A 23,057-nucleotide genomic window follows, 5' to 3' on the forward strand; every position below is an offset into this window, starting at 1 on the left:
TTATTATCGTGTTTTATTACACGACAAAGGCGCAACAAGTGAACCTGATGCGCCTTAACTGCTAAAGTTTGCCCGGCTTACCGGGCATATCGCAACAGTTTGCTTACTTTTTATCTTCGTCTTTAACTTCTTCAAACTCAGCGTCAACAACGTCTTCATCAGCTTGACCAGTTGCTTGTTGCTCAGCACCTTCAGCGCCCGCTTCACCGGCCGCGCCTGCTTGCTGTGCTTGAGCCGCTTCCATCAACTTGCTAGACGCTTGAATGAGTTCTTGCGTTTTCGCTTCGATGTCTGCTTTGTCTTCGCCTTTAACCGCTGTTTCTAGCGCGCTAACAGCTTCTTCGATTGGCGCTTTATCTTCTGCACTTAGTGCATCACCAACTTCTTCAAGTTGCTTGCGAGTAGCGTGGATCATGCCATCAGCTTGGTTACGTGCTTGAATGAGTTCTTCAAACTTAGCATCAGCTTCTTTGTTAGCTTCTGCATCAGCAACCATCTTCTCGACTTCTTCATCACTTAAGCCTGAAGACGCTTTAATTGTGATCTTCTGCTCTTTACCTGTGTCTTTATCTTTCGCAGACACATGTAAGATACCATCCGCATCCAAGTCGAAAGTTACTTCGATTTGAGGGGTACCACGTGAAGCTGGACGAATACCTTCAAGGTTGAACTGACCTAGTGATTTATTACCGCTAGATTGCTTACGCTCACCTTGTAGCACGTGTACTGTTACCGCAGACTGGTTATCTTCAGCAGTAGAGAAAGTTTGCGACTTCTTCGTTGGAATAGTCGTGTTCTTCTCAATTAGTGCTGTCATCACGCCGCCCATGGTTTCGATACCAAGAGACAAGGGCGTTACGTCAAGAAGTAGTACGTCTTTAACGTCACCAGAAAGTACACCACCTTGAATTGCTGCACCTACTGCTACGGCTTCATCAGGGTTAACGTCTTTACGTGGCTCTTTACCGAAAAATTCAGTAACTAGCTTCTGTACCAATGGCATACGTGTTTGACCACCTACCAAGATAATATCTTGGATATCACCTACTGATAGATCAGAGTCTGCCAACGCTTGCTTAAGCGGGTTAAGGGTATTCTTGACAAGCTCTTCAACCAAAGACTCAAGTTTTGCACGCGTTAGTTTAATCGCTAAGTGCTTAGGACCTGAACCGTCTGCTGTGATGTACGGTAGGTTAACTTCCGTTTGCTGTGAAGAAGAAAGCTCAATTTTCGCTTTCTCACCGGCTTCTTTAAGACGCTGCATAGCAAGCGGATCTTTACGTAAGTCGATGCCTTGGTCTTTCTTGAATTCGTCAACAAGGTAGTTAATTACACGGTTATCGAAATCTTCACCACCAAGGTGAGTATCACCATTAGTTGCTAGTACTTCAAACGTGTGCTCGCCGTCTACTTCATCAATTTCGATGATAGAGATATCGAACGTACCGCCACCAAGGTCGTATACCGCAACCACGTTATCGCCTTGCTTTTTGTCCATACCGTACGCTAACGCAGCCGCAGTTGGCTCGTTGATAATACGTTTAACTTCTAGACCAGCAATACGACCCGCATCTTTCGTTGCTTGACGCTGTGAATCGTTAAAGTAAGCAGGGACAGTAATTACTGCGCCAGTCACTTCTTCGCCAAGATAATCTTCAGCGGTTTTTTTCATTTTCTTAAGTACTTCAGCAGAAACTTGAGGAGGCGCCATTTTCTCGCCTTTCGCTTCTACCCATGCATCACCGTTGTCTGCACCTACAATTTTGTAAGGCATGATGTCGATGTCGCGTTGTACTTCTTTATCTTGAAAACGACGGCCAATTAAGCGTTTAATCGCGAAAAGCGTGTTTTCAGGATTTGTTACCGCTTGGCGCTTAGCAGATTGGCCCACTAAAGTTTCGCCGTCGTTTGTGTAAGCAATGATTGATGGCGTTGTACGATCGCCTTCCGCGTTTTCAAGTACGCGAGGTTTGTCGCCGTCTAGCACTGCGACACATGAATTCGTTGTACCTAAATCGATACCAATGATTCTACCCATTACGTGTCTCCAAAAATTTATTTAATCTACAGTTTTAGTGGGGTTATTCCGCACTATTTTCAATAGTTGTCAGTAAAAAAACTGACATTATTGTGTAATTTATGCCGCAAGACGTATTTACGCTTGCGTATCTACACCACCGCTAGGCGCTCTCGAAACCATAACCATGGCTGGGCGCAACAAACGGCCATTAATTTGATACCCTTTTTGCATAACCGCCATTACCGTATTCGGTGCGTGGTCTGCACTTTCTTGCATAGACATAGCTTGGTGCAAGTCAGGGTTAAAGGTTTCACCCTGCGGATCAATAAGGCTCAATCCAAATTTCTCAATAGTGCTTAAGAAACTTTTATGCGTCATTTCTACACCTTCAAGCAACGGCTTAACCGCTTCGTTCTCGCCATCGGTTAATTCGATAGCGCGCTCAAGGTTATCAACAACAGGAAGAAGCTCACCCGCAAAACGCTCTAATGCGAACTTACGTGCTTTTTCTACTTCCATTTCAGCGCGGCGACGGGCGTTTTCCACATCAGCACGGGCACGTAATACGCTATCTTGCTGTTCTTTAATGGTTGCCTGTGCTTCTGAAAGTGCTGTTTCCAGTTCATAGATGCGCTGCGTTGCATCTGATTCAGCTTCTGGTGAAGATTGCTCTTCTTGTATCACTTCAGCATTTTGTACGGTTTCGTCTACGCCAGAAACTTCTTGCTCTGCCTGCACGTCGCGGTTATCGCTCATGCTTTCCTCCAAACGTTAATGTCTATACTGCATAAACCCATGAATGACTCGTACTCAATCATAGGCAATGTCTATGTTGGGATTAATTATGGGGCTGCTTTAACCGCCTTCAAGGGTAACCACACTATTTTTATGGTTTGTTTTTGCGTTTTTTTAAATAGATCAATAAATGCGAGCTGCACACCCACACCTTGTAAAAAACATGTTAACTTTAATACGTATTGTATTAGGGAATTTTGATGCTCAGTATTTGGACCGTTGGAACGGTAGTTGCCCTTTATTTGCTCGCATTATTTGCCATTGCCTTTTGGGGCGATAAGCGGCTACGCGATAATCAACAGCACCCTATTTTATACAGCTTGGGATTAGGGGTTCACTGCACATCGTGGGCGTTCTTTGGCACCACATCTCAAGCGGCTGAATACGGTTGGGCCGTCATACCTACTTATATGGGTATTATCCTTACCATGGCGTTTGCTTTTCCCGTGGTACTGCACATTAGCCGGTTATGTCAGCAACACAATATCAGCTCGTTGGCCGATTTAATTGGCCTTAAATATCAACACTCTCACCTTATTGCCGCGTTAATCACCTTGCTGTGCTTTATTGGTGTAATTCCTTATATCGCCTTGCAGCTAGACGCTATCACAAAAAGCATCAACCTCATTACACCCGATACTCAACATTCAACGCAAAACGTAAGTTTATATGTGGCGGGGCTAATGGCTATTTTTGCCATTGTATTTGGTACACGCACGCTCAACCTTACCGACAAGCACCCAGGTTTGCTGCTTAGCATTGCCTTTGAATCGGTGGTGAAGCTTGTTGCACTTTGGGTGGTGGGCATATTTGTTTGTTTTTACGTGTTTGATGGCGTGCTTGATTTAGTCACACAAGCCGCCAGTAGCGACGCGGCGCGCAGTGTTATTTATGCCGACAGGGCACCATGGGTGTATTTATCGCACGTACTTTTAGGTGTGTGTTCTATGTTTGTATTACCGCGCCAATTTCACATGAACTTCGTTGAATTAAACGGCGAAGGAGAATTAAGAACCGCTCGCTGGCTATTTCCCCTGTACCTATTGGGTATGACGGTGTTTCTTATTCCCTTGGCATTGGCTGGTAAAGTGTTACTGCCGCAAAGCGTCAATTCCGATGCGTATGTATTAGCCCTTCCTCTGTATGCAGAAAATATGTCTGTTTCTATTATTGCTTTTATTGGTGGCCTATCGGCTACTACCAGCATGGTCATTGTTGCAACGCTTGCCCTTGGCATCATGATAGCCAACAACTTAGTTACTCCGTTGTGGCTGAAGCTACGTTTGCGCGCTGAACCCAATCACACTATGCAACCCAGTAAAATTTTAACTATCCGGCGCCTTACCGTATTGGTGGTGTTGTCAGTGGCACTTTGGTATCACTTAAATGTTAGCCAATCAGCTCCCTTAGTAAAAAGCGGTATTATTGCGATTGCCTTACTAGGCCAGTGCTTTCCTGTGCTTATGTTCGGTATTTATTGGCAACGAAGTACCAAATCTGCCGCCGTATGCGCGTTGCTAGCCGGCTTTAGCTTTTGGGTAATGTACTTGCTGTACCCCAGCATAATGTCGAGCTATTACTTTAATAGCCCACCTTCTGATGCCGAGCTAGGAATAGGGTTTGCTTATTCTCTATTAGCGAACTGCGTCACCTTTATTGTGGTTTCTTATATTACGTTCAAACGCCCGCTTCATGGCATTGAACACGAAACGCTTGCATCACCTGCTTTTGCTATTCGCATTAAAGATTTAACGGCGTTAACGAAGCGCGTGCTAGACCCCAATGTTCATCAAGCTTTAGTAAATCAACTTTCTGTGAATATCTCCGATGCTAATGATGCCAATTCTGGTTACGCAAACCATACCCTTCTGCAGCGCACAGAAAAATTGCTCAGCGCTCAAGTGGGTACGCCAAGTGCGCGCATATTGCTAGGCGCTATAACCGAAACTAAAAACGAGACCTTGCCTGAATTAGTAGATTGGGTAGAAGAAGCGTCGCAATCTTTTCAGTTTAATCATGAGGTACTGCAATCGTCGGTACAAAATATTGAGCAAGGCATTAGCGTATTAGATGAAAAGCTGCAGTTATTAGCGTGGAATGAGCGCTATATTGAAATGTTCGACTACCCTCGGGCTTTCCTTAAAACCGGTATGTCGATTGAAAGTATTCTTTCTTACAACGCTAAACGAGGACTATTCGGTAACGCCACGCTAAGCAACGAAGAAATTAATAAACGTATTGTTTATATGAAAGAAGGCAGCCGGTATAAGTACGTACGAAAACAACCTGACGGAAAAGTGATTGAGCTAAACGGCTCACCACTTCCAGGGGGCGGATATGTAACAACCTACAGTGATATAACAGAATACATTGCCATTCAAGAAGCCCTTGAGCGCGCTAAATTTGACTTAGAAGGCCGCGTAGCTGCCCGCACTGAAGAGCTGCAGCATGCAAAACTTGAAGCCGACAGGGCAAATGAAAGTAAAACTAAATTTTTAGCCGCAGCTGGGCACGATCTCATGCAACCCTTTAATGCCGCTACCTTATTCGCCGCCATGCTGGCTCAAAAAACCAAAGGTGGTGAATTAGCCACACTTTCAGAAGGGGTGGTAAGCTCACTTAATAGTGCAGAAAGCCTGCTAACTATGTTACTAGATATGACCAAGTTGGAGTCGGGCAAGCTGGCTCCACAAACAAGCGATTTTGCACTTGATGATATGTTAGCGCCACTCGTTCAAGAGTTTAGTGTAATAGCAGCATCTAAAGGCTTAACCTTGCGTTATGTACCCACCCTACTCGTTATTCATTCCGATAAAAACTTGTTACGCCGTATTGTACAAAACTTATTATCGAATGCGATACGCTATACTGCTGCCGGCAAGGTGCTGATTGGGGTAAGGCGCAAGTACATGCCATCAGGCTTTCAGTTAAATTCGGGATCAAATGCGCCGCTAGTTGATATTTGTGTTTACGACACAGGAGCTGGTATTCCTAGCCACCAGCAAAGTGAAATTTTCAATGAATTCCATCAATTAGACGAAAAACAAAACGCCCAAGGTTTGGGATTAGGGTTAACTATCGTAGAGCGCATAGGCCGGTTGCTACACCACCCTATTTCACTGGTATCCACAGTAAACAAGGGCAGCAAATTTAGTGTGTCTGTACCTTGCGCTGAAATTTCAGCTAGCAACGGGCACTTAGACATGAAAAGCGCGGGCGTTGCACATGCCGAAACGGCAGAGCCTCAATCAAACTCAACCAGTGACGACATAAAGCTAAGCGCAGCGACAACCCACTCGATGCCAATTAAGCCGTTTTTGGCCGGCAGGCGAATACTACTGATAGAAAATGATGCACAAATAGCCCAAGCCATGGTGGTTTTACTTTCTGATTGGGGCGCAGTAGTGCTAGTTGCCGAGAATACCAATGAATCGATACAAACATGTCCTACACCACCGGACTTGCTTCTTGTTGATTATCATTTAGATGCAGGTGAAACCGGTACGCAAGCTGTTTCTCAATTACAAGCTATTTGGGGGCGCAAGGTATCGGGGGTTTTAATTACTGCAAACAGAAGTGAGGGGATTAGGGATGCTGCTAGCGACTTAGGGCTTTATTATTTACCCAAGCCTGTTAAACCTTTAGCCCTTAAGCGCTTGCTTAAAAATGAATTGAAACGTAATGATTAGGCAAATGAGCAGATGAACAATATAAATGGTTATGCTTCATTAACAGGTTATGCTTATTAATGCGTGAGTTTGCTTGATGGGTTATTTTGTTTGATGCGTTAGTTAAAATCGGCTTGTTTAATTAATAGCTTAGACCTATTCGTGTACAGCCATAGCATGTTTAAACGCAATACCTGCTTTCGTTCGATTAATAACCTTCAACTTTCTTAATACTGCTGAAACGTGCTGCTTTACGGTAGACTCGGAGATATCCAGTTCATAGGCAATTTGCTTGTTTAACAGCCCATCCGCTACCATCCGCAGCACTTTTAATTGGTGAGGCGTGAGCATGGCTAGCTTAACGCTAAAATCGTCAACTTCAATGTTATCTTTAGTAAGATTCACTACCGACTCAGGAAGCCATTGCTCGCCCTCTAGTACACGTTCAACCGCCTCAGCTATACATTCAATGGATGCCGATTTAGGAATGAAACCGCACGCACCTAAAGAAAGTGCCTTGCGAATAAGGTTTACCTCTTCAAATGCCGTCACCATTACCACCAACACATCGGGGAATCGTGCACGCACCTCAGACAACCCTATCAGGCCATCGTTACCCGGCATCTTCACGTCTAAAAATACCAAGTCGATATCTGGGTTAGCTTCAAGCTGACTTAGGGTTTCATTCAGCGTGGATGCTTGCAGTATGTTTGGGCCCACAATATCGCCAAGAGCTTGACACATTGCCGCTCGAAATAAGGGGTGGTCGTCTGCAATAAGTACGCGTATTTTCATTTTAATATCTACCGCACAATTGTAACAATAATGTTAACCACATAATAACACGATAGTTACAAATACCTAGTATTAAAAGGCGCCTATATAGGGTGTAAAATACGATAACCTAATAAACGTAGCCGCAAATAACAAAGCCGAAACATGATATTCCGGCTTATGTCTGGTCGTTAACTATAACGCTAACCGTTATACTAGTTGTCAATATTAAAAACGATACCCTAGCGTAACGTGAACCGTACGTGGGTCGCCATAATACCCAATTAACGTGGTATCACCACCTAGACCCGGCCCGAAATTACCGTCTTCGTCTCGGGTAACAAAATCATATCCACCCACCAAATATTCTTCGTCGGTAAGGTTTTTCACATGAAGGCCTGCGTACCAGTCGCCCTCTACACTTTCCCATCGCGCACTTAAATTCACCATGCCATAAGCATCTTGTTCAATTAGATCGCTGGTTTCAAACAGCAAGTAGTCATCACGATAGTAGTAGTTGGCATTTAACGTAATATCGCCAAAGCCGGTTTCAAGCAGATAATTAGCACCAATGTTCAATGTATTTTCAGGTGTGCTAGCCAAACCAATGAGAGGGGGTATCGCATTGTTTTTCTTAATTTCAAAGTCGATATACCCGTAAGCCACGTCAAATTGTAAGTTATCCGAGGCTACCCACGTCATTTCAACTTCTGCGCCTTTTGCGGCCGTTTCAGCAGCATTACGCAAACGTTGATCTAGCGCAGTTGGATCGCTTAAATCACCTTCAATACCAATGTATTGTCGGTCTGAATGGTCATACGAAAACAAGGTTACATTCAATCGCAATGCTTCGTTTAAGTCACTTTTCATGCCCACTTCGTAGCTATCAACTACTTCGGGTTCAACCCCGGGCTCGTTTACCGTAGCTCGTGGATTAAAGGTGCCCGATTTAAAGCCTTGCGAATAACTCGCAAAAAACATTGTATCGCGGCTCATTTGGTATTCCACGCCAACTCGCGGCGTAAAGCGTGACCAGCTTTCCACTGCAGGTCCTTCAAATACCCCATCACCGTCACTGTCAGTACCCAGCACTTGAGGCACTAAGTCACCATCAGGGCGAACATACCCATCAATCCAATCGGTATAAGGGTATACGTTGGCGAAGATTAAGCCGTTATTTACGGTTGCCGACTTTTCTTCATCAGTGAAGCGGGCGCCGAGTGAGAGAGAAAGCTTATCGTTGATGTCGTAATTAAATTGCGCATAAGCAGCCCAACTTTCTGAGTTGTTACAGCCGCTTACTTCACGTGTTAAACCTGGCGCGCCTAGCGCTACACCTAACACACCTAAAACCGCATCGAAGTTTCCGCATGACTCACCATCATAAAGATATAAGCCAGATACGAGCGAGTAGCTATTTCCCATGTAATTTAGCTGTAATTCATGGGTGTCATTGCTATCGTCATACTCGGCGGGCACATCAAAGATAGGCAATGCCGTATTATCAAAATCAATATTTGTAGGCGAGTAACTCTCGCGATGTGAGCCTATATATTTAAGTTCTAAATTATCGCTTACATTATATCGGGCTAGCCAGTTATACCCTTCAAGTTCTACTTTATTCCAGGTAGGCAAACTGGTGTACGAATCGAACTTTGAATCAGGCACGGGCGCGTCGGTTAGAATACTGGGGATAAGACGATAGCCACCTTTTGCGTTCGAGGTATCTTCGGTTTTATCCCAGCCGAAACGGAAAAACAAATCATCACTAGCGTGTACTTCTAAGGTAAGACGAGCAGCCCATAAATCTTTGTTATAGTTTTCTTTATCTTGGCCGTCTAATGCACTTACTAAATATTCGCCAAAGCCGTCGCGATTTAAATTAGCGTAACCTACGCCCAAATACACCGTATCTTCTATTAGTGGAATTTGCCCAGTGACCTTAAGATCCCGCTGGCTATAACTACCAAGGGTAGCTTGCACATTTAACTGGGTTTCCCCTGTCATTTCTTTGGTGACATATTTAACTGCCCCACCAATAGTATTTTTGCCATAAAGCGTACCCTGCGGCCCGCGTAGTACTTCAATGCGCTGTACATCTAACAAATCGAGTACCGCACCTTGTGGGCGAGCAATGTATACATCATCAACGTAAATACCTACGCCAGGCTCGTATCCCCAAAGCGGGTCTTGCTGACCTAAGCCACGAATAAACGCGGTTAACGTAGAGTTCGTGCCACGGCTGGTTTGCAATGTAGTGTTCGGCGAGAACTGTTGAACTTCGGTGAGTACGCTTATGCCCTTTTCGGCTAACTCAATAGCACCAATTGAGGTAATAGCGACAGGAGTTTCCTGCAACGATTCAACGGTTTTTCGTGCGGTAACTTCAATACGTTCCAGTTTGCCTTTTTCGTCAGCATCTGCGTCTTGAGCAAACGTAGTGGGTGAAATTAACAGTGCGCTCGCAACAGCTGCTGCACAGATAGAGCGAGGGTAACGCTGCATGTGTGTAGTGAGTGACATAGTGTGTCCTTTTTTAATTCTAAATTATCGTTACTGTCGGATGTAATGCCTGCGGTCGAACTTTACTCTAGGTAATTTTACCCTCGTCGTATGTAGTACCATCGTACTATGGGAATTTAGCGCCACTACCGCCACACTTTAGCCCTAGGACATAACTTCACCAATCAATTATTGATATAAAAAGTTATGACTAAAAGCTACATAAGCGCTATATAAACATAAACTTAACTGTTATGGAGAATCTGCGGTCACAGATTTTTAAGGAAAAATAATGATGTTAAGTATGATTGGTCTGGTAGGCGGACTAGTGCTATTAATAGTGTTAACCATTCGGGGAATGAATCTATTCATTGCAGCCCCTTTGTGTGCACTGGTGGTGGCATTAACCAACGGTATGTCTGTTTTTATTGGTGATGTAAACTTTGTAGAAACCTACATGGGTGGGTTTTCAGGCTTTATCGCCGCATGGTTTTTTATGTTTTTGCTTGGTGCTTTATTTGGCAAATTCATGGAAGACAGTGGCGCTGCCGATTCGGTCTCTCGTTGGATAATACAACGTATAGGTTACAAACAGGCCGTGTTGGCAGTGGTGCTGGCTTGCGCTATTTTAACTTACGGGGGCGTGAGCGTTTTTGTTGTCGCCTTCTCGGTGTACCCCATGGCAGTAAGCTTATTTAAAGACGCTAACTTGCCGCGCCGTTTTATTCCCGCAGCCATGGCCTTTGGTTCTGTCACTTTTACCATGACCTCTGCTGGTTCGCCAGAAATCCAAAACTGGATCCCTATTAAGTACTTGGGCACGTCGCCCTTTGCTGCATGGGAAGTAAGCTTAGTAGTTGCTATTTTCATGGCAGTGCTTGGTTACTGGTGGCTGGCGAAAATGATCCGCAAAGCGATAGCTAATGGCGAGGAGTTTGAAGCGCGTATTACCGACCCTGAAATACGCGAACGAGACTACCCTCACCCGCTCACAGGCATTATTCCATTGCTTGTGGTGCTATGTATTTCCTTCTTTTTACATGAAGCACTAGCGCAACTTGCGCTTATTGTAGCCTTAGGGGGAGGCGTACTTACTTTGCTTGTTATAAACCACGCCCACTTTCACAATTTACAAGCGGCGATAAATACCGGCACCACGGGGGCACTGGTCGCTATTGGTAATACTGCGGCAGTAGTAGGGTTTGGCTCTATAGCCAAAAACACCGAGGCATTTCAGCAAACGGTAACCCTAATGACGCAAATCCCTGGCAACGAGTTAATTGGCGCTGCAATAGCGATTAGCGTAATAGCGGGATTAACCGGCTCGGCTTCAGGAGGCCAAGCCATCGCGCTGCCATTGCTAGCGCCGCATTACCTCGACCACGGCGTGCAGCCAGAACAATTACATCGTATTGTTTCTATCTCTTCAGGTGCGCTAGATTCACTGCCTCATAACGGGTATGTTGTCACCACAATTCGCGCCATATGCCATGAAACTCATAAGGCAGCCTACGGTGCAGTCGCAGCATTAACCGTAGTCGTACCGGTTATAGGGCTAGCCCTTGCCATAGGCCTATTTAGCGTGTTTTAGACAAGGATTTCCATGAAACTAAAAATAGCTTTTCTATATTGTACTTTGCTGGCGTTGCCGGTAATTACTACAACAGCGTGTAGTGCTAATGTAGCCAATCCAGCATCAACTGAATCAGCGAAGTCTATTAACACAGTTAATGGGCCGAGTGCAGCTGATACAAGCGCTTTAGATAAAAATAATTTTGATGCAAATGGCATAGAAACTAATCAACCAACGCTGATTACGAAGAAAGAAACGTTCTCAATGGAAAGCTTCACCACATTTGGAGGCAAAACCATTAATAACGTGAAAGTGGGTTGGGAAGCCTATGGGCAATTAAATGCAGATAAAAGTAACGTTATTCTTATTACCCACCATTTTTCGGGCACATCCCATGCGGCGGGTGTATATGAACAAAATGAGGAAAAGACAAGCCCTAACATAGGCTACTGGGGTGCATTAATTGGCTCTGGCAAAGCCATCGATACCGATATCTATTACGTTATAAGTGTAGACAGTTTAGTGAATTTAAACGCCTATGATGACCACGTTATTACTACCGGCCCAGCGACTATCAACCCAGAAACCGGTGAGCCTTGGGGGCTAGAATTCCCCGTCGTGACAATCCGCGACTTCGTCAATGTGCAAAAGGCGCTACTTGAAAGCTTGGGCGTTCAGAAACTGCATGCTGTGGTTGGCCCTTCTATGGGGTCGATGCAGGCTATCGACTGGGCTAGTGCTTACCCCGACTGGGTGCCAAGAATGATATCGGTTATTGGCACGGGTGAAAGCGATGCGTGGACAACCGCCGCCCTCTCTCACTGGGCAACGCCTATTCGATTAGATACTAACTGGAAACAAGGTAGTTACGCTCGACATAACCAACCAACAGAAGGGTTAGTGGCTTCTTTGATGATGATCACCCAACATGCCTTGTACCCTACTTATTTTAATCAGCAAGGTAAAACGCTAGGCTATCAAGCGGTGGAGCAAGCGCCATTAGAGAACATTAATGCTCAGCACTCTATTGTGAAATGGTTGGAAAGCCGTGCTCGTCAGCGCGCTGATAAAATGGATGCAAATCATCTTCTTTATTTAGTTCGCGCCTGCCAATTATTTGTAGCAGGCCATGGGAATAACTTAGAAGAAGGACTTAAGCACATTCAAGCCAAAACCTTGTTCTTGCCGGCATCCACCGACTTGTTACTCATGCCTTATTTAGCAGAATCGGCAGACTATCAACTCAAGCACTTGGGAAAAAACAGCGAACTGGAAACACTGAATGGCCCCTTCGGACACCTTGAAGGCATAGTGAATGTAAAAGCCGAAGGCGAGCGGATTGCCGCGTTTCTTTCCAGCGCTTTATAAAGACTAAAAAGAACCGTTTAAATAAGTGCAATGCTTAGCGGCAAACTAAGCATTTAACTGTAGGAACCTGATATGAAAACAACTTATAAAATAATGGTCAGCTTTTGTGCGCTATACAGTGGCGTAGCGTTGTCCAACGCAGCTAGTTCAGGCAATGGACTACCACCGCTAAGTCTTGATGTAGAGCAAGTTACGGTATCTGGCCTTTCTTCTGGCGGATATATGGCGACGCAATTTCATATTGCACACAGTGATTGGGTAAAAGGCGCAGGCATCATTGCTGCGGGGCCTTATTATTGTGCGCAAAATGATATCACCACTGCATTAAACCAGTGCGTGAATAAGGTAGATACACCAATTAATCTAGATGCACTTTCAAGCGTTGCCATAGACTATACAAACGAAGGCAGCATTGCGCCTTTAACGGGCCTTAAAGATGCCAAAGTATGGTTATTTCACGGCACAAACGACGTGCGTGTAACGGCGCAAGCCAGCGATTTACTGTACCGCCAATACCAAAGTTGGACAGACACTCAAAATATTGTATACGTGAATGACCAAAGCGCAGCACACCACTTCCCTACCTTGAATGAGGGCAGTAATTGCAGCGTTTCAGAAAGCCCTTTTATTGGTAACTGTAATTACGACGCTGCGGGTAATATGTTGAACCACCTGTTGCCCAACTTAACCGCACCCGATGATTCGGTTTCAGGCAAGGTTTACACTATTTCTCAGCAAAAACTTGCGGGCAGCGATGGCGAAACCTTGGCGGAAAAAGGGTTTGTTTTTGTACCCGAAAATTGTGCAGCGGGCGATTCGTGCAGCCTACATATTAGTTTCCATGGCTGCAATCAATATGCCGAAGTGGTTGGCAATAGCTATGTAACCAAAACAGGTATCAACCGATGGGCCGATGATAACAATATCGTTGTGTTGTACCCGCAAACTAAAAAATCGTTATTTATGCCATTAAACCCCCAAGGTTGCTGGGATTGGTGGGGATACACTTCAGATGATTATGCAAATCGAAAAGGCGCGCAAATTTCTGCTGTGGCCAATATGATTAAAGGCATTAACACAGGCGCTATCAATAAACCAACGACGAATACAGGAACTGCAAATAATGACTAAACGAACTGTATTTATAACTGGTGGCGCAAGCGGTATTGGCTTTGGTATAGCACAAGCAATGTCAAAAGCGGGACATCATGTGATTATTGCCGATATTAACGAACAAGCCGCACAGCGTGCTGCGAACGATATTATACGAGAAAACGGCAGTGCCAGCGCTATTGAAGTTGATGTTTGCAATGCACAGCAAGTAGCCGCTTTACCCGACTTGCTCAAAGAGCAAAAAGTAGATGTGTTGATTAACAATGCCGGTATTCAGCATGTCTCACGCATTGAAGATTTCCCACCTGAAAAATGGCAGCAATTAATTAATATTATGCTGGTTGGCCCCGCGCTTTTAACCCAAGCGTTTTTACCTAACATGCGCGAGCAAAACTTTGGGCGAATAATCAACATTGGTTCAATTCACTCACTGGTGGCATCCCCTTATAAATCGGCTTATGTGTCAGCGAAACATGGCCTGCTGGGGTTCGCTAAAACTATCGCCCTTGAAACCGGCGACTGTGATGTCACCATCAACACCCTATGCCCTGCTTATGTAAAAACACCGTTGGTCGAAAAGCAGATTGCCTCTCAGGCCAAAGAAAACAATCTTACAGAAGAGGAAGTAATCAACAAAATAATGCTTGAGCCCATGCCTAAAAAGCAGTTTATTAGCGTAGATGAGTTGTCTGACACAGCGGCATTTTTAATGTCGGATAGTGCACGCAATATTACCGGCCAAACCATGGTACTGGATGGCGGCTGGACAGCCCGATAAACGTTACGCTAAGGCTTTCCATTCGGAAAATATCTGTGCTAATGTCCTGACACCAGTAAGGAAAACACATTAGCACCACATGCCCTATCAAACCGTTGCTTTAATTGGCAAACCTCAACACGCTGCTACGCACGACAGCTTAAATCTATTGGCCCAATACCTCACCGCAAAAGGCTGTGAATTATTGGTTGAAGAGAGCATCTCAAAAGAATTAGAAAGTGATAACCATCGAGCATGCAACTTAGTGACCATTGGTAAAGAAGCCGACCTTGCCGTAGTAGTAGGCGGTGATGGCAGTATGCTAGGTGCAGCAAGAGTATTGGCACGCTTTGATATCCATGTAGTAGGCGTAAACCGAGGCAACTTGGGTTTTTTAACCGATATTCACCCCGATGAAATCGTTCAGCAACTTGATCTCATTTTTGAAGGTGAATGCGTAGTTGAAAAACGCTTTTTATTAGATGTGGGCGTATATCGTCATGAAAAACTAAAAAGTAGCAATTCCGCGGTGAACGAAGTGGTGCTTCACCACGGAAAAGTGGCGCACATGATGGAATTTGAAATTTATATAGATGACCAATTTGTGTTCAGCCAACGCTCCGATGGGCTAATTGTTGCGACGCCTACTGGCTCTACCGCCTACTCACTGTCGGCAGGTGGACCTATCATCATGCCTAAGCTTGATGCGCTTACACTCGTGCCTATGTTTCCCCACACACTAAGCAGCAGACCGATTGTGGTAGACGCTGATAGCCAAGTGTCGATGAAAGTATCGAAGGTTAACAGCGACTCACTGCAAATAAGTTGCGACAGCCACATTGTACTTCCTGTACTTCCTGGCGATGAAATACGCATCAACAAAAGTGAAGATAAACTTTATTTAGTGCATCCAAAGGGTTACAGCTACTTCAATGTGTTACGCAAAAAGTTAGGCTGGGGTAGTAAGCTTTATTGAGTAAAGCAAAAGAAGTAAATTAATTTTACCCCGCCTCTTTACATGCGCAAAATACTGTATATATTTACACATACTGTATAAACATCGAGTATAGTTATGTTAGCGCATCTTTCTATTAGTAACTTTGCAGTGGTTAAGCAACTGTCAGTTAATCTTGAAAAAGGGCTTACTGCCATCACAGGGGAAACCGGTGCCGGTAAATCTATTGCCATTGATGCTTTAAGCTTGTGCTTAGGCGAGCGTGCTGATGCAAACGCCGTAAGAAGCACCGCGTCTAAAGCAGAAATTATTGCTCATTTTGCATTGGCCACAAATGCGAATGCAAAGCGCTATCTCGATGAGCATGAACTCACCTCAGACGAGGATGAAAACAGCTGTTTCATCCGTAGAGTTATATCGAAAGAAGGCCGTTCCAAAGCCTTTATTAACGGTATTCCAGCGTCACTTCAGCAATTGAAAGGCTTAGGCCAACACTTGCTTGCTATACATGGTCAGAATACTCACCTTCAACTTTTGAAAGAAGATTATCAACGCCAGCTTGTTGATACTGTGGGCAACCATAAAGACAGCCTTTCAAATGTAAAACAACACTTTGCCTTATGGCGTGAAAAGCAAAAAATGCTTAGCGAGCTACAAGCACAAGCTCAGCAGCGTGAAGACAGATTGCAATTGCTTACTTATCAAGTTAGAGAGCTAGACGAATTTGCCTTAGAAGACGGTGAGTTTTCAGAGCTCGAAACTGAACATAAGCGTTTAAGCAATGGGCAAAGTTTGCTAGAGCAAGCACAAACTAGTTTTTATCACTTGTACGAAAGTGACGAAGGCAACGCACTGTCTATATTACAAAATAGCATAGACCGTTTGGGCGAACTTGAATCTCACGATGCCAGTTTAAGCCCTATTCTTGTGTTGTTAAACGAAGCGGCCATTCAGGTTGAAGAAGCGGCTGGGGAATTGCGCCACTATTGCGATGACCTAGAAATAGACCCTCTTCGTTTACAGCAGGTAGAAGCTCGGTACGCTAAAGCGATGGAATTAGCCCGTAAGCACAGCGTTATGCCTGAAGAATTGTTTGCGCACCACCAATCCCTAGCCAGCGAATTTGCGTCGTTAGGCGATCAAGAGTCTTTATTGACCACACTAGAAGATGAAGTAGATGTACTTAAAGCCCAATATCTAAGTGAAACGAAAGTATTGTCTGAATGTAGATCAAAAGCTGCAAATTATTTGGCTAGTGAAATTGAAACACAAATTCATCAAATGAACATGCCTCACGCTAAGGTAGCCATTGAAGTCAATTACGATGAGTTTAAAAAGCCATCAGCTTTAGGCCAAGACTCGGTAGAAATTAAAGTTTCTACTAACCCCGGCCAAGCAGCTGACAAACTAGATAAAGTCGTATCTGGTGGTGAACTTTCAAGAATTGGCTTAGCCATTCAAGTTATTGCCAGCGATAACCATGCGACGCCTACTATGATTTTTGATGAAGTAGATACGGGCATTAGCGGGCCTACCGCGTCGATTGTGGGTGGGTTGCTTCGCCGTTTAGGCAAACAGGTACAAGTCATGTGCGTTACCCATTTACCTCAGGTTGCTGCTCAAGCGCATAACCAACTCTTTGTAACTAAGCTTACCGACGGTGAAAGTACTGAAACACAAATGTTGGCGTTAACGAAACAAGATAGAGTGGATGAATTAGCACGCTTGTTAGCTGGCGACAAAGTAACCAAGTCGGCCCTTGCTAACGCAAAAGAGTTGTTGAAAAGCGCGCAATCGAACTAAAATGCAGTTGATTGGTCATACTTGTCGATGTAGCATGCCTTCGTGCTTACATTAACGCACCCCACCCGCTTGTATGCTGTTGGGTAACGAAGAAAAAGCAATACTGGACTGATTTACGCATGAAGTTGCAACATTTATTAATAATTTTAGGTTTAACCCTTACATCAAGCGCTTGTTCTAACTGGATTTATCGTATTGATGTGCCTCAAGGTAACTTTCTCGATCAACGAGACGTTTCTAAACTACGCATCGGCATGACTAAAGAACAGGTTATCTACGTACTTGGTAACCCAGTAGTACAAGATTCTTTCGATGATGATACCTGGTACTACGTTTACGATATGAAACGCGGCATGAAAAAACGCGGTGAAGATTTCCAAAAGCAAATGGTTATTACATTTGAAGACGGCAAAGTAACGTCTGTAGAAGGTGACTTTGAACTGTCTGAAGATTTTAATACGCCGCTAGACAGTTAAATAGCAACAGTAAGTACCAACAGATATAGCGAAGGAGCGTTTGTTTATTAACAGATTGCTCCTAGCTAGTTAGAGGTTTACACAAGTTGCTTTAAACAAGTTTATCCCCTCGATTTGTCTGTAGCCCTCACACGTTAAGGAATATATTGATGGAACATGATTTTTGGCACAGTAAGTGGCATAAAAATGAAATTGGTTTCCATGAACCTGAGGGCAATGCGCTTTTAGTTAAATATGCTGATACCTTATTATCTCCTACCACACCGCGAGTATTCGTCCCCTTGTGCGGTAAAACTAAGGATATTCATTGGTTGCTTGCTAATGGCTGCGAAGTGGTAGGTGCTGAATTAAGTGAAATTGCAATTACGCAGCTATTCACCGAACTGAATATTGAGCCAGAGATCACAACCGTAGGTAGCCTTAAGCTTTTTAAAAATGGACCACTAAGTATTTTTGTTGGTGATATTTTTGAGCTAACCAACAAAACACTGGGTGGCGTAACCGGTATTTATGACAGGGCTGCATTGGTTGCTTTGCCTACCGAGCTTCGCGAGAAATATGCAGCGCATATTTGTGATATCACCGAATGCGCCCCCATCCTTTTGATAAGCTTCGATTATGACCAAAGCGTCATTCCTGGCCCTCCATTTTGCGTTGACGAAACAGAAGTAGCTCGGCTATACAACGCTAGTTATTCTATTACTCTGCTTGAACGTGAACCGCTGGAAGGTGGCCTTAAGGGTAAAGTAGCGGCAGACTCACTAGTCTTCAATCTAAAGCCTGAAGCATAAATAGTAAGTTTAAAGCGCAGTAGCACAGGCTTTAGAACGTGCTCCCTCTTCAATTATTGTCTAAAACATCGCATAACCCAACATTCTCTATTGCGACGTAAGTGCGATAACTTGCTCTAGACCAAATAACAATGCGCCAATTAAGCCTCCCACCAAGGTGCCGTTAATTCGTACCTTCTGAAGATCGCGCCCAATATTTAGCTCAATTTGCTCAGCCATCTCATTTTCATCCCAACTATTTATGGTGTCTTCAATATGCTTGGTTAAAAAGTCTGCCAACTCTGGTGCCATGTACTTTCCAGCTTCACCAATATGCCGGTCGAATGCGCTCGATAAGCGCTCATCGGTGGTTAAAGAACGGCCTAATTCATTTAACCAATGCATCACTTTAGTTTCTGCTTTACCATTTTCAGCCGTTAACGATTCAAGCATTCGGCTATGTAACGCTACCCAGCTTTTATTTAAAAACGCTTTAAGGGCGGGAGCATGAACCAGTTGCGCTTTATAATTGTTGATACGTTGAGCCATCGAGTCACTGGTTTGCACTTCGTGTAAAAAGTCATTTACCTGCTCGTCAAACGCATGTTTCAAAGGGTGATTATCATCGGCGTACACGTCATCAAGTACGCGAGAAACCGCTTTTACCGCAATAAGTGCTCCCCGCTCACTCAACCAAGTTGAAGGAAGTAGTTTTTCTAAACGGTTATGCTCTGTTTTAAGCCAATCTATGAGTGTGGCAGCAATATATTCTTGCGTTTCAGGCTCACCCATCAATTTAGCAACGTTTCCTAGCAGCTTATCTAATACAAGCTGATGATGCCGCTCTCGGGTAATACTGCTCAACACAGTGGCTATAAGCTGTTGTAAGTCGAGTTGATTAATTCCTTTTTCAGCTGTTTTACCGATAAAGGCTTTAACTGGCTTGTCATCCACTAAACGAAGAATGCCGGCAAGTGCATCACATAAAAATCGGCTTAATTTTTTCGCATGTTGAGGGTCTTCCAACCATCGCCCTGCCCCTTTGGCAGGTTGACTAGATGCAATTAAGCTTTCAATGGCACTAGCATGAAAGAATTTTTCTTTAACAAATAGTGATAAGTTTTGCGCTATCACTCTTTTATTGCTCGCGACAATATTGGTATGAGGAATGGGATACCGAGCAGGTATCGGTTTAAAAAGCGCTGTTACCGCAAACCAGTCGGCGAGCCCACCGACTAATGCAGCTTCACTAGCCATTTTTATCAGCCCCAACCATTTAGCACTAGCCAAGCTGGGAACATACACTTGTGTGACAATGGCTATCACGAAAACACCCGCGGCTATCAATAAGCAAATTAATGCATTTTGCTTCGCTCGCTTTAACTGCGAATGTTTGTCGTGCATAAATTACATCCTTTTACCAAGTTCATTTAATATTTGCTCACCATCTTCTTTAAAATAAGGGCCTGATGGCCATGAAGGTAGCAAGTCGAGTACTTTTTCACTAGGCCGACAAAGCCCTACGCCTTTTTCTGTGCAAACTATAGGCCTATTTACCAAAACTGGGTGTACCAACATAGCATCAAGCAAAGCATCGTCTGATACAGACTCATCCAGTAACCCTAACTCTTCTGCCGGTGACTTTGTTGTCCTGAGTGCTTGCCTAGGGGTTAAGTTCGCAGCTGCAAATAAACCAAGTAACTGAGAACGGGTCCAACCTTCGTTCAAATAATCTACAACAATTGGCGAGTACCCAGCATCTTCAATAATTTTAAGCACGTTACGAGATGTGCCGCAGGCGGGGTTATGGTGAATAACAATCATAATTTAGACCTTGTAGGAAAAGTGACTTACTGAATTAAGATAATAACAGCTTAACACATATGATATTTCATATTTATTATCATTTGAGTGTGTGTCCTACATATTCGAGTGTGTGTCCAATTCTCATAGTTTTTGATTAGTTACCAAAGCTGCTTTTACTAACAGCCTTTCACAACGCTCAGCTGTTTAAATAGAAATAACTTGAATGCCGAACAATTGGTGTATTTCGCTATTATCTAGTGAAGTCATCAAAAACTATGGTTGAGAGATGACACGGAAACTATTAAAACATTGATAATTATACTATTTTTATCTTGGCATGCTCTGTGATAGAAAAACATACATTAATGAGTAATTTAGAACGTTAAACAACACTGAAAAGGCTTCACGATGAAAAAAACACTTATTGCCAGCACTTTATGCTTTGCAGCGACAACAATCCTTTCGGGCTGCGTAATTCATGTTGGTAATGCCAGTGCCCAAGAGGGAGAGGATATAAGTAGCGTGTTTGGTAGTGTAGATGTAGCAGAACATCGCTCGGTAGGCGATCTTTCTTCGGTCAATGGCAATGTATCGATTGAAGATCATGCACAAGCGGAAGATATTAGCGTTGTGAACGGCGGTGTAGAGATAGGTTCTCATGTACGCATTGACGACATCAACATCGTGAATGGCGACCTTGATGCGGGATCGAATCTGCATGTAACTAACAGTATTGAAACCGTTAACGGCGATATTAATATTGAGAAGCAAAGTACCATTCAAGGCAGCGTAGAAACGGTTAATGGTGATATTGAAATTGTAGACAGCGTAGTTGAGAACAATATTGAAAGTATGAATGGAGACATCACCCTTAAAGGCGATACCTTAGTTAAGGGCGACATTATATATAAGATGCGTGATGAAGGCTGGCTGGAAAGAAATAGCACAAAACCTAAGCTCACCATCGACGATGATGTTTCTATCGGCGGCTCAATAATTCTTGAACGCCCTGTAAATATGGATATTGCTAACGCCGCTCTACAAGAAAAAGTGATTGTCAGTTATTCATCTAGCAAGTAAGGTCTTGGTATTATTCCAAATGTAGATTGGCATGAACGAAAAACAGAAAATGTTATCCGGTGAACTCTACTACCCTAGCGATCGTGAGTTAACCGGATTACGCAAGGCCTGCAGGATAAAATTGGACGAGCTTAATGCTACCTGTCAAACAGAACACAAAGCCCGCACTCGTCAATTAAAGGCGCTTTTTGGCACTACGGGCAAACGCCTATACATAGAGTCGTCTTTCAAGTGTGACTATGGCGAAAACATCCATGTGGGTGAAAACTTTTACGCTAATTTTAATTGCGTCATATTGGATGCCGCTAAAGTCACTATTGGTGACAATTGTATGATTGCACCGCAAGTAGGTATTTATACTGCCACACACCCTATCGATCCAACATCTAGACAAACCGGTATCGAGTTCGCAAAGCCAATTACTCTCGGTCACAATTGTTGGATTGGCGGTATGGCGGTAATAAATCCAGGTGTTACCTTAGGCAATAATGTGGTGGTAGCTTCAGGGGCCGTTGTCACCAAAAGCTTTGGTGACAACGTTGTTATTGGCGGTAATCCAGCCAAAATTATCAAGCATCTTGACGCTAAAAATTAACAATACCTATTTAACCTAGATACCGATTAATCCAGCTTAGCGTCAACCTCTCTAACGTTTAATTCCTCTAACGTTTAATCCCAGTTAGGCGCAAAGTCTGGATTAACGATGCGCTCACCGTTATCTAGCTCATCGATGCGGGTAATATCATCATCTGTGAGTGAGATATCAGTGTAAGAGAAGTTTTGCGCCAAGTGCTCTTTGCTGGTTGAAGAAGGAATGGTGTTAATCCCTTTTTTATCTAACCATGCCAATACCACCTGAGCAGGACTGGAGTCATGCGCATCGGCTATAGCGTTTAATGTGTCATCCTTCATTACATCACCGACGGCAAATGGCATATAAGCCGTTACGCCGATACCGCGCTCTTCACAGGCTTGTACAACTTGACGGTTCTGCATAAACGGGTGCAGCTCTATTTGGTTGGTGTAAATCTCTCCCTTACCTAGGATTTTCTCAGCCTGTTTAATCTGATCTATTGTGAAGTTAGACACCCCTATATGGCGCGTAAGACCAAGCTCTTTAGCTTGTTTCAAGCGCATCAAGTAATCTTCTAAAGAAATGTCATTACCTGGGTAAGGCCAGTGAATAAGCAGTAAATCAACATACTCAACTTTTAGCTTCGACAAGCTCTCGTGAACACTAGGAATAAACTTATCTTCACTTAAAGACTCGTACCACACCTTGGTGGTAATGAATAAATCGGAGCGTGTAATGCCGCTGGTTTTAATCGCATCGCCAACGAGCTCCTCATTTTTGTATATTTGTGCGGTATCTACATGCCTAAAACCTACATCAAGTGCATCGGTTACGGCATTGAGTGCAGTATCACCTTCCAAACGGAATGTTCCCATTCCTAACTGAGGCATATCTTTCATATCAGTCTCCTTTTTTGTGCACGTTTATCAAATCATTGATGTGTTGTTCCTACGCACTCAAACCTCGGGGAGATCGAATTCATTGAAAAAAGTTAATCTACATTTCAAGGCCGTCGGCATTGAC

Annotated in this window: 18 protein-coding genes; 11 read left to right on the forward strand and 7 right to left on the reverse strand. The window is 43.9% G+C overall.

The window, feature by feature from the left end; all coding sequences use genetic code 11:
- Window positions 1–103 precede the first annotated feature (103 nt).
- Both dnaK and grpE read right to left on the reverse strand, forming a co-directional pair.
- Window positions 104–2,038 (reverse strand): molecular chaperone DnaK, encoded by a 1,935-nt coding sequence (gene dnaK / locus FLAVO9R_RS10945; RefSeq protein ID WP_159531243.1) that lies wholly within the window; start codon window positions 2,036–2,038, stop codon window positions 104–106.
- A 117-nt stretch (window positions 2,039–2,155) separates the two neighbouring features.
- On the reverse strand, window positions 2,156–2,776 hold the full coding sequence (gene grpE, locus FLAVO9R_RS10950; protein WP_159531245.1) for a nucleotide exchange factor GrpE: 621 nt from the start codon (window positions 2,774–2,776) through the stop codon (window positions 2,156–2,158).
- 239 nt (window positions 2,777–3,015) lie between these two features.
- On the opposite strand from grpE, the gene FLAVO9R_RS10955 reads away from it, so the two are divergent.
- Entirely contained in the window at window positions 3,016–6,504 is a 3,489-nt protein-coding gene (locus FLAVO9R_RS10955; RefSeq protein ID WP_159531247.1) for a hybrid sensor histidine kinase/response regulator, read from the forward strand.
- A 135-nt stretch (window positions 6,505–6,639) separates the two neighbouring features.
- Here FLAVO9R_RS10955 and FLAVO9R_RS10960 read toward each other — a convergent pair whose 3' ends face one another.
- Both FLAVO9R_RS10960 and FLAVO9R_RS10965 read right to left on the reverse strand, forming a co-directional pair.
- Entirely contained in the window at window positions 6,640–7,278 is a 639-nt protein-coding gene (locus FLAVO9R_RS10960) for a response regulator (protein WP_159531249.1), read from the reverse strand.
- Between the two features lie 207 nt (window positions 7,279–7,485).
- Window positions 7,486–9,780, reverse strand: a complete 2,295-nt coding sequence (locus FLAVO9R_RS10965) for a TonB-dependent receptor (protein WP_159531251.1) — start codon at window positions 9,778–9,780, stop codon at window positions 7,486–7,488.
- Window positions 9,781–10,054: 274 nt separating this feature from the next.
- Between FLAVO9R_RS10965 and FLAVO9R_RS10970 the strand changes: the two genes are divergently transcribed.
- The 8 genes from FLAVO9R_RS10970 (at window position 10,055) to tmpT (ending at window position 18,595) form a co-directional block, all read left to right on the forward strand.
- Window positions 10,055–11,350, forward strand: coding sequence for a GntP family permease (locus FLAVO9R_RS10970; RefSeq protein ID WP_159534565.1), 1,296 nt, complete (start codon window positions 10,055–10,057; stop codon window positions 11,348–11,350).
- A gap of 12 nt (window positions 11,351–11,362) precedes the next feature.
- Entirely contained in the window at window positions 11,363–12,700 is a 1,338-nt protein-coding gene (locus tag FLAVO9R_RS10975) for an E22 family MetX-like putative esterase (protein WP_159531253.1), read from the forward strand.
- A gap of 72 nt (window positions 12,701–12,772) precedes the next feature.
- A complete protein-coding gene (locus FLAVO9R_RS10980) occupies window positions 12,773–13,831 on the forward strand; it encodes an extracellular catalytic domain type 2 short-chain-length polyhydroxyalkanoate depolymerase (protein ID WP_159531255.1) in 1,059 nt (352 codons plus the stop codon).
- Window positions 13,824–14,591 carry a 3-hydroxybutyrate dehydrogenase gene (locus FLAVO9R_RS10985; protein WP_159531257.1) on the forward strand — a complete coding sequence of 256 codons (768 nt, stop codon included), beginning with the start codon at window positions 13,824–13,826 and terminating at the stop codon, window positions 14,589–14,591. The genes FLAVO9R_RS10980 and FLAVO9R_RS10985 overlap by 8 nt, the downstream gene beginning before the upstream one ends.
- Window positions 14,592–14,670: 79 nt before the next feature.
- Window positions 14,671–15,546 carry an NAD(+) kinase gene (nadK, locus tag FLAVO9R_RS10990; protein ID WP_013784764.1) on the forward strand — a complete coding sequence of 292 codons (876 nt, stop codon included), beginning with the start codon at window positions 14,671–14,673 and terminating at the stop codon, window positions 15,544–15,546.
- A gap of 96 nt (window positions 15,547–15,642) precedes the next feature.
- A complete protein-coding gene (gene recN / locus FLAVO9R_RS10995) occupies window positions 15,643–17,328 on the forward strand; it encodes a DNA repair protein RecN (protein ID WP_159531259.1) in 1,686 nt (561 codons plus the stop codon).
- Between the two features lie 119 nt (window positions 17,329–17,447).
- Window positions 17,448–17,804: an outer membrane protein assembly factor BamE gene (locus tag FLAVO9R_RS11000; RefSeq protein ID WP_057792766.1), complete on the forward strand. Its 357-nt coding sequence runs from the start codon at window positions 17,448–17,450 to the stop codon at window positions 17,802–17,804.
- Window positions 17,805–17,953: 149 nt separating this feature from the next.
- Complete coding sequence (gene tmpT, locus FLAVO9R_RS11005) at window positions 17,954–18,595, forward strand: thiopurine S-methyltransferase (protein WP_159531261.1); 642 nt, start codon at window positions 17,954–17,956, stop codon at window positions 18,593–18,595.
- Window positions 18,596–18,682: 87 nt separating this feature from the next.
- Here tmpT and FLAVO9R_RS11010 read toward each other — a convergent pair whose 3' ends face one another.
- Together FLAVO9R_RS11010 and arsC are read right to left on the reverse strand one after the other, a co-directional pair.
- Complete coding sequence (locus FLAVO9R_RS11010) at window positions 18,683–19,978, reverse strand: DUF445 domain-containing protein (protein WP_159531263.1); 1,296 nt, start codon at window positions 19,976–19,978, stop codon at window positions 18,683–18,685.
- A 3-nt stretch (window positions 19,979–19,981) separates the two neighbouring features.
- A complete protein-coding gene (gene arsC, locus FLAVO9R_RS11015) occupies window positions 19,982–20,398 on the reverse strand; it encodes an arsenate reductase (glutaredoxin) (RefSeq protein ID WP_159531265.1) in 417 nt (138 codons plus the stop codon).
- 390 nt (window positions 20,399–20,788) lie between these two features.
- Here arsC and FLAVO9R_RS11020 point away from each other — a divergent pair, with 390 nt between their 5' ends.
- Together FLAVO9R_RS11020 and FLAVO9R_RS11025 are read left to right on the forward strand one after the other, a co-directional pair.
- A complete protein-coding gene (locus FLAVO9R_RS11020; protein WP_159531267.1) occupies window positions 20,789–21,460 on the forward strand; it encodes a DUF4097 family beta strand repeat-containing protein in 672 nt (223 codons plus the stop codon).
- A gap of 31 nt (window positions 21,461–21,491) precedes the next feature.
- A complete protein-coding gene (locus FLAVO9R_RS11025; RefSeq protein WP_159531269.1) occupies window positions 21,492–22,055 on the forward strand; it encodes a sugar O-acetyltransferase in 564 nt (187 codons plus the stop codon).
- 74 nt (window positions 22,056–22,129) lie between these two features.
- Here FLAVO9R_RS11025 and dkgB read toward each other — a convergent pair whose 3' ends face one another.
- Entirely contained in the window at window positions 22,130–22,933 is an 804-nt protein-coding gene (gene dkgB / locus FLAVO9R_RS11030) for a 2,5-didehydrogluconate reductase DkgB (RefSeq protein WP_159531271.1), read from the reverse strand.
- Window positions 22,934–23,057 lie beyond the last annotated feature (124 nt).

It is taken from the genome of Alteromonas sp. 38 (genome assembly GCF_902506055.1).
Lineage (GTDB): Bacteria > Pseudomonadota > Gammaproteobacteria > Enterobacterales > Alteromonadaceae > Alteromonas > Alteromonas lipotrueae.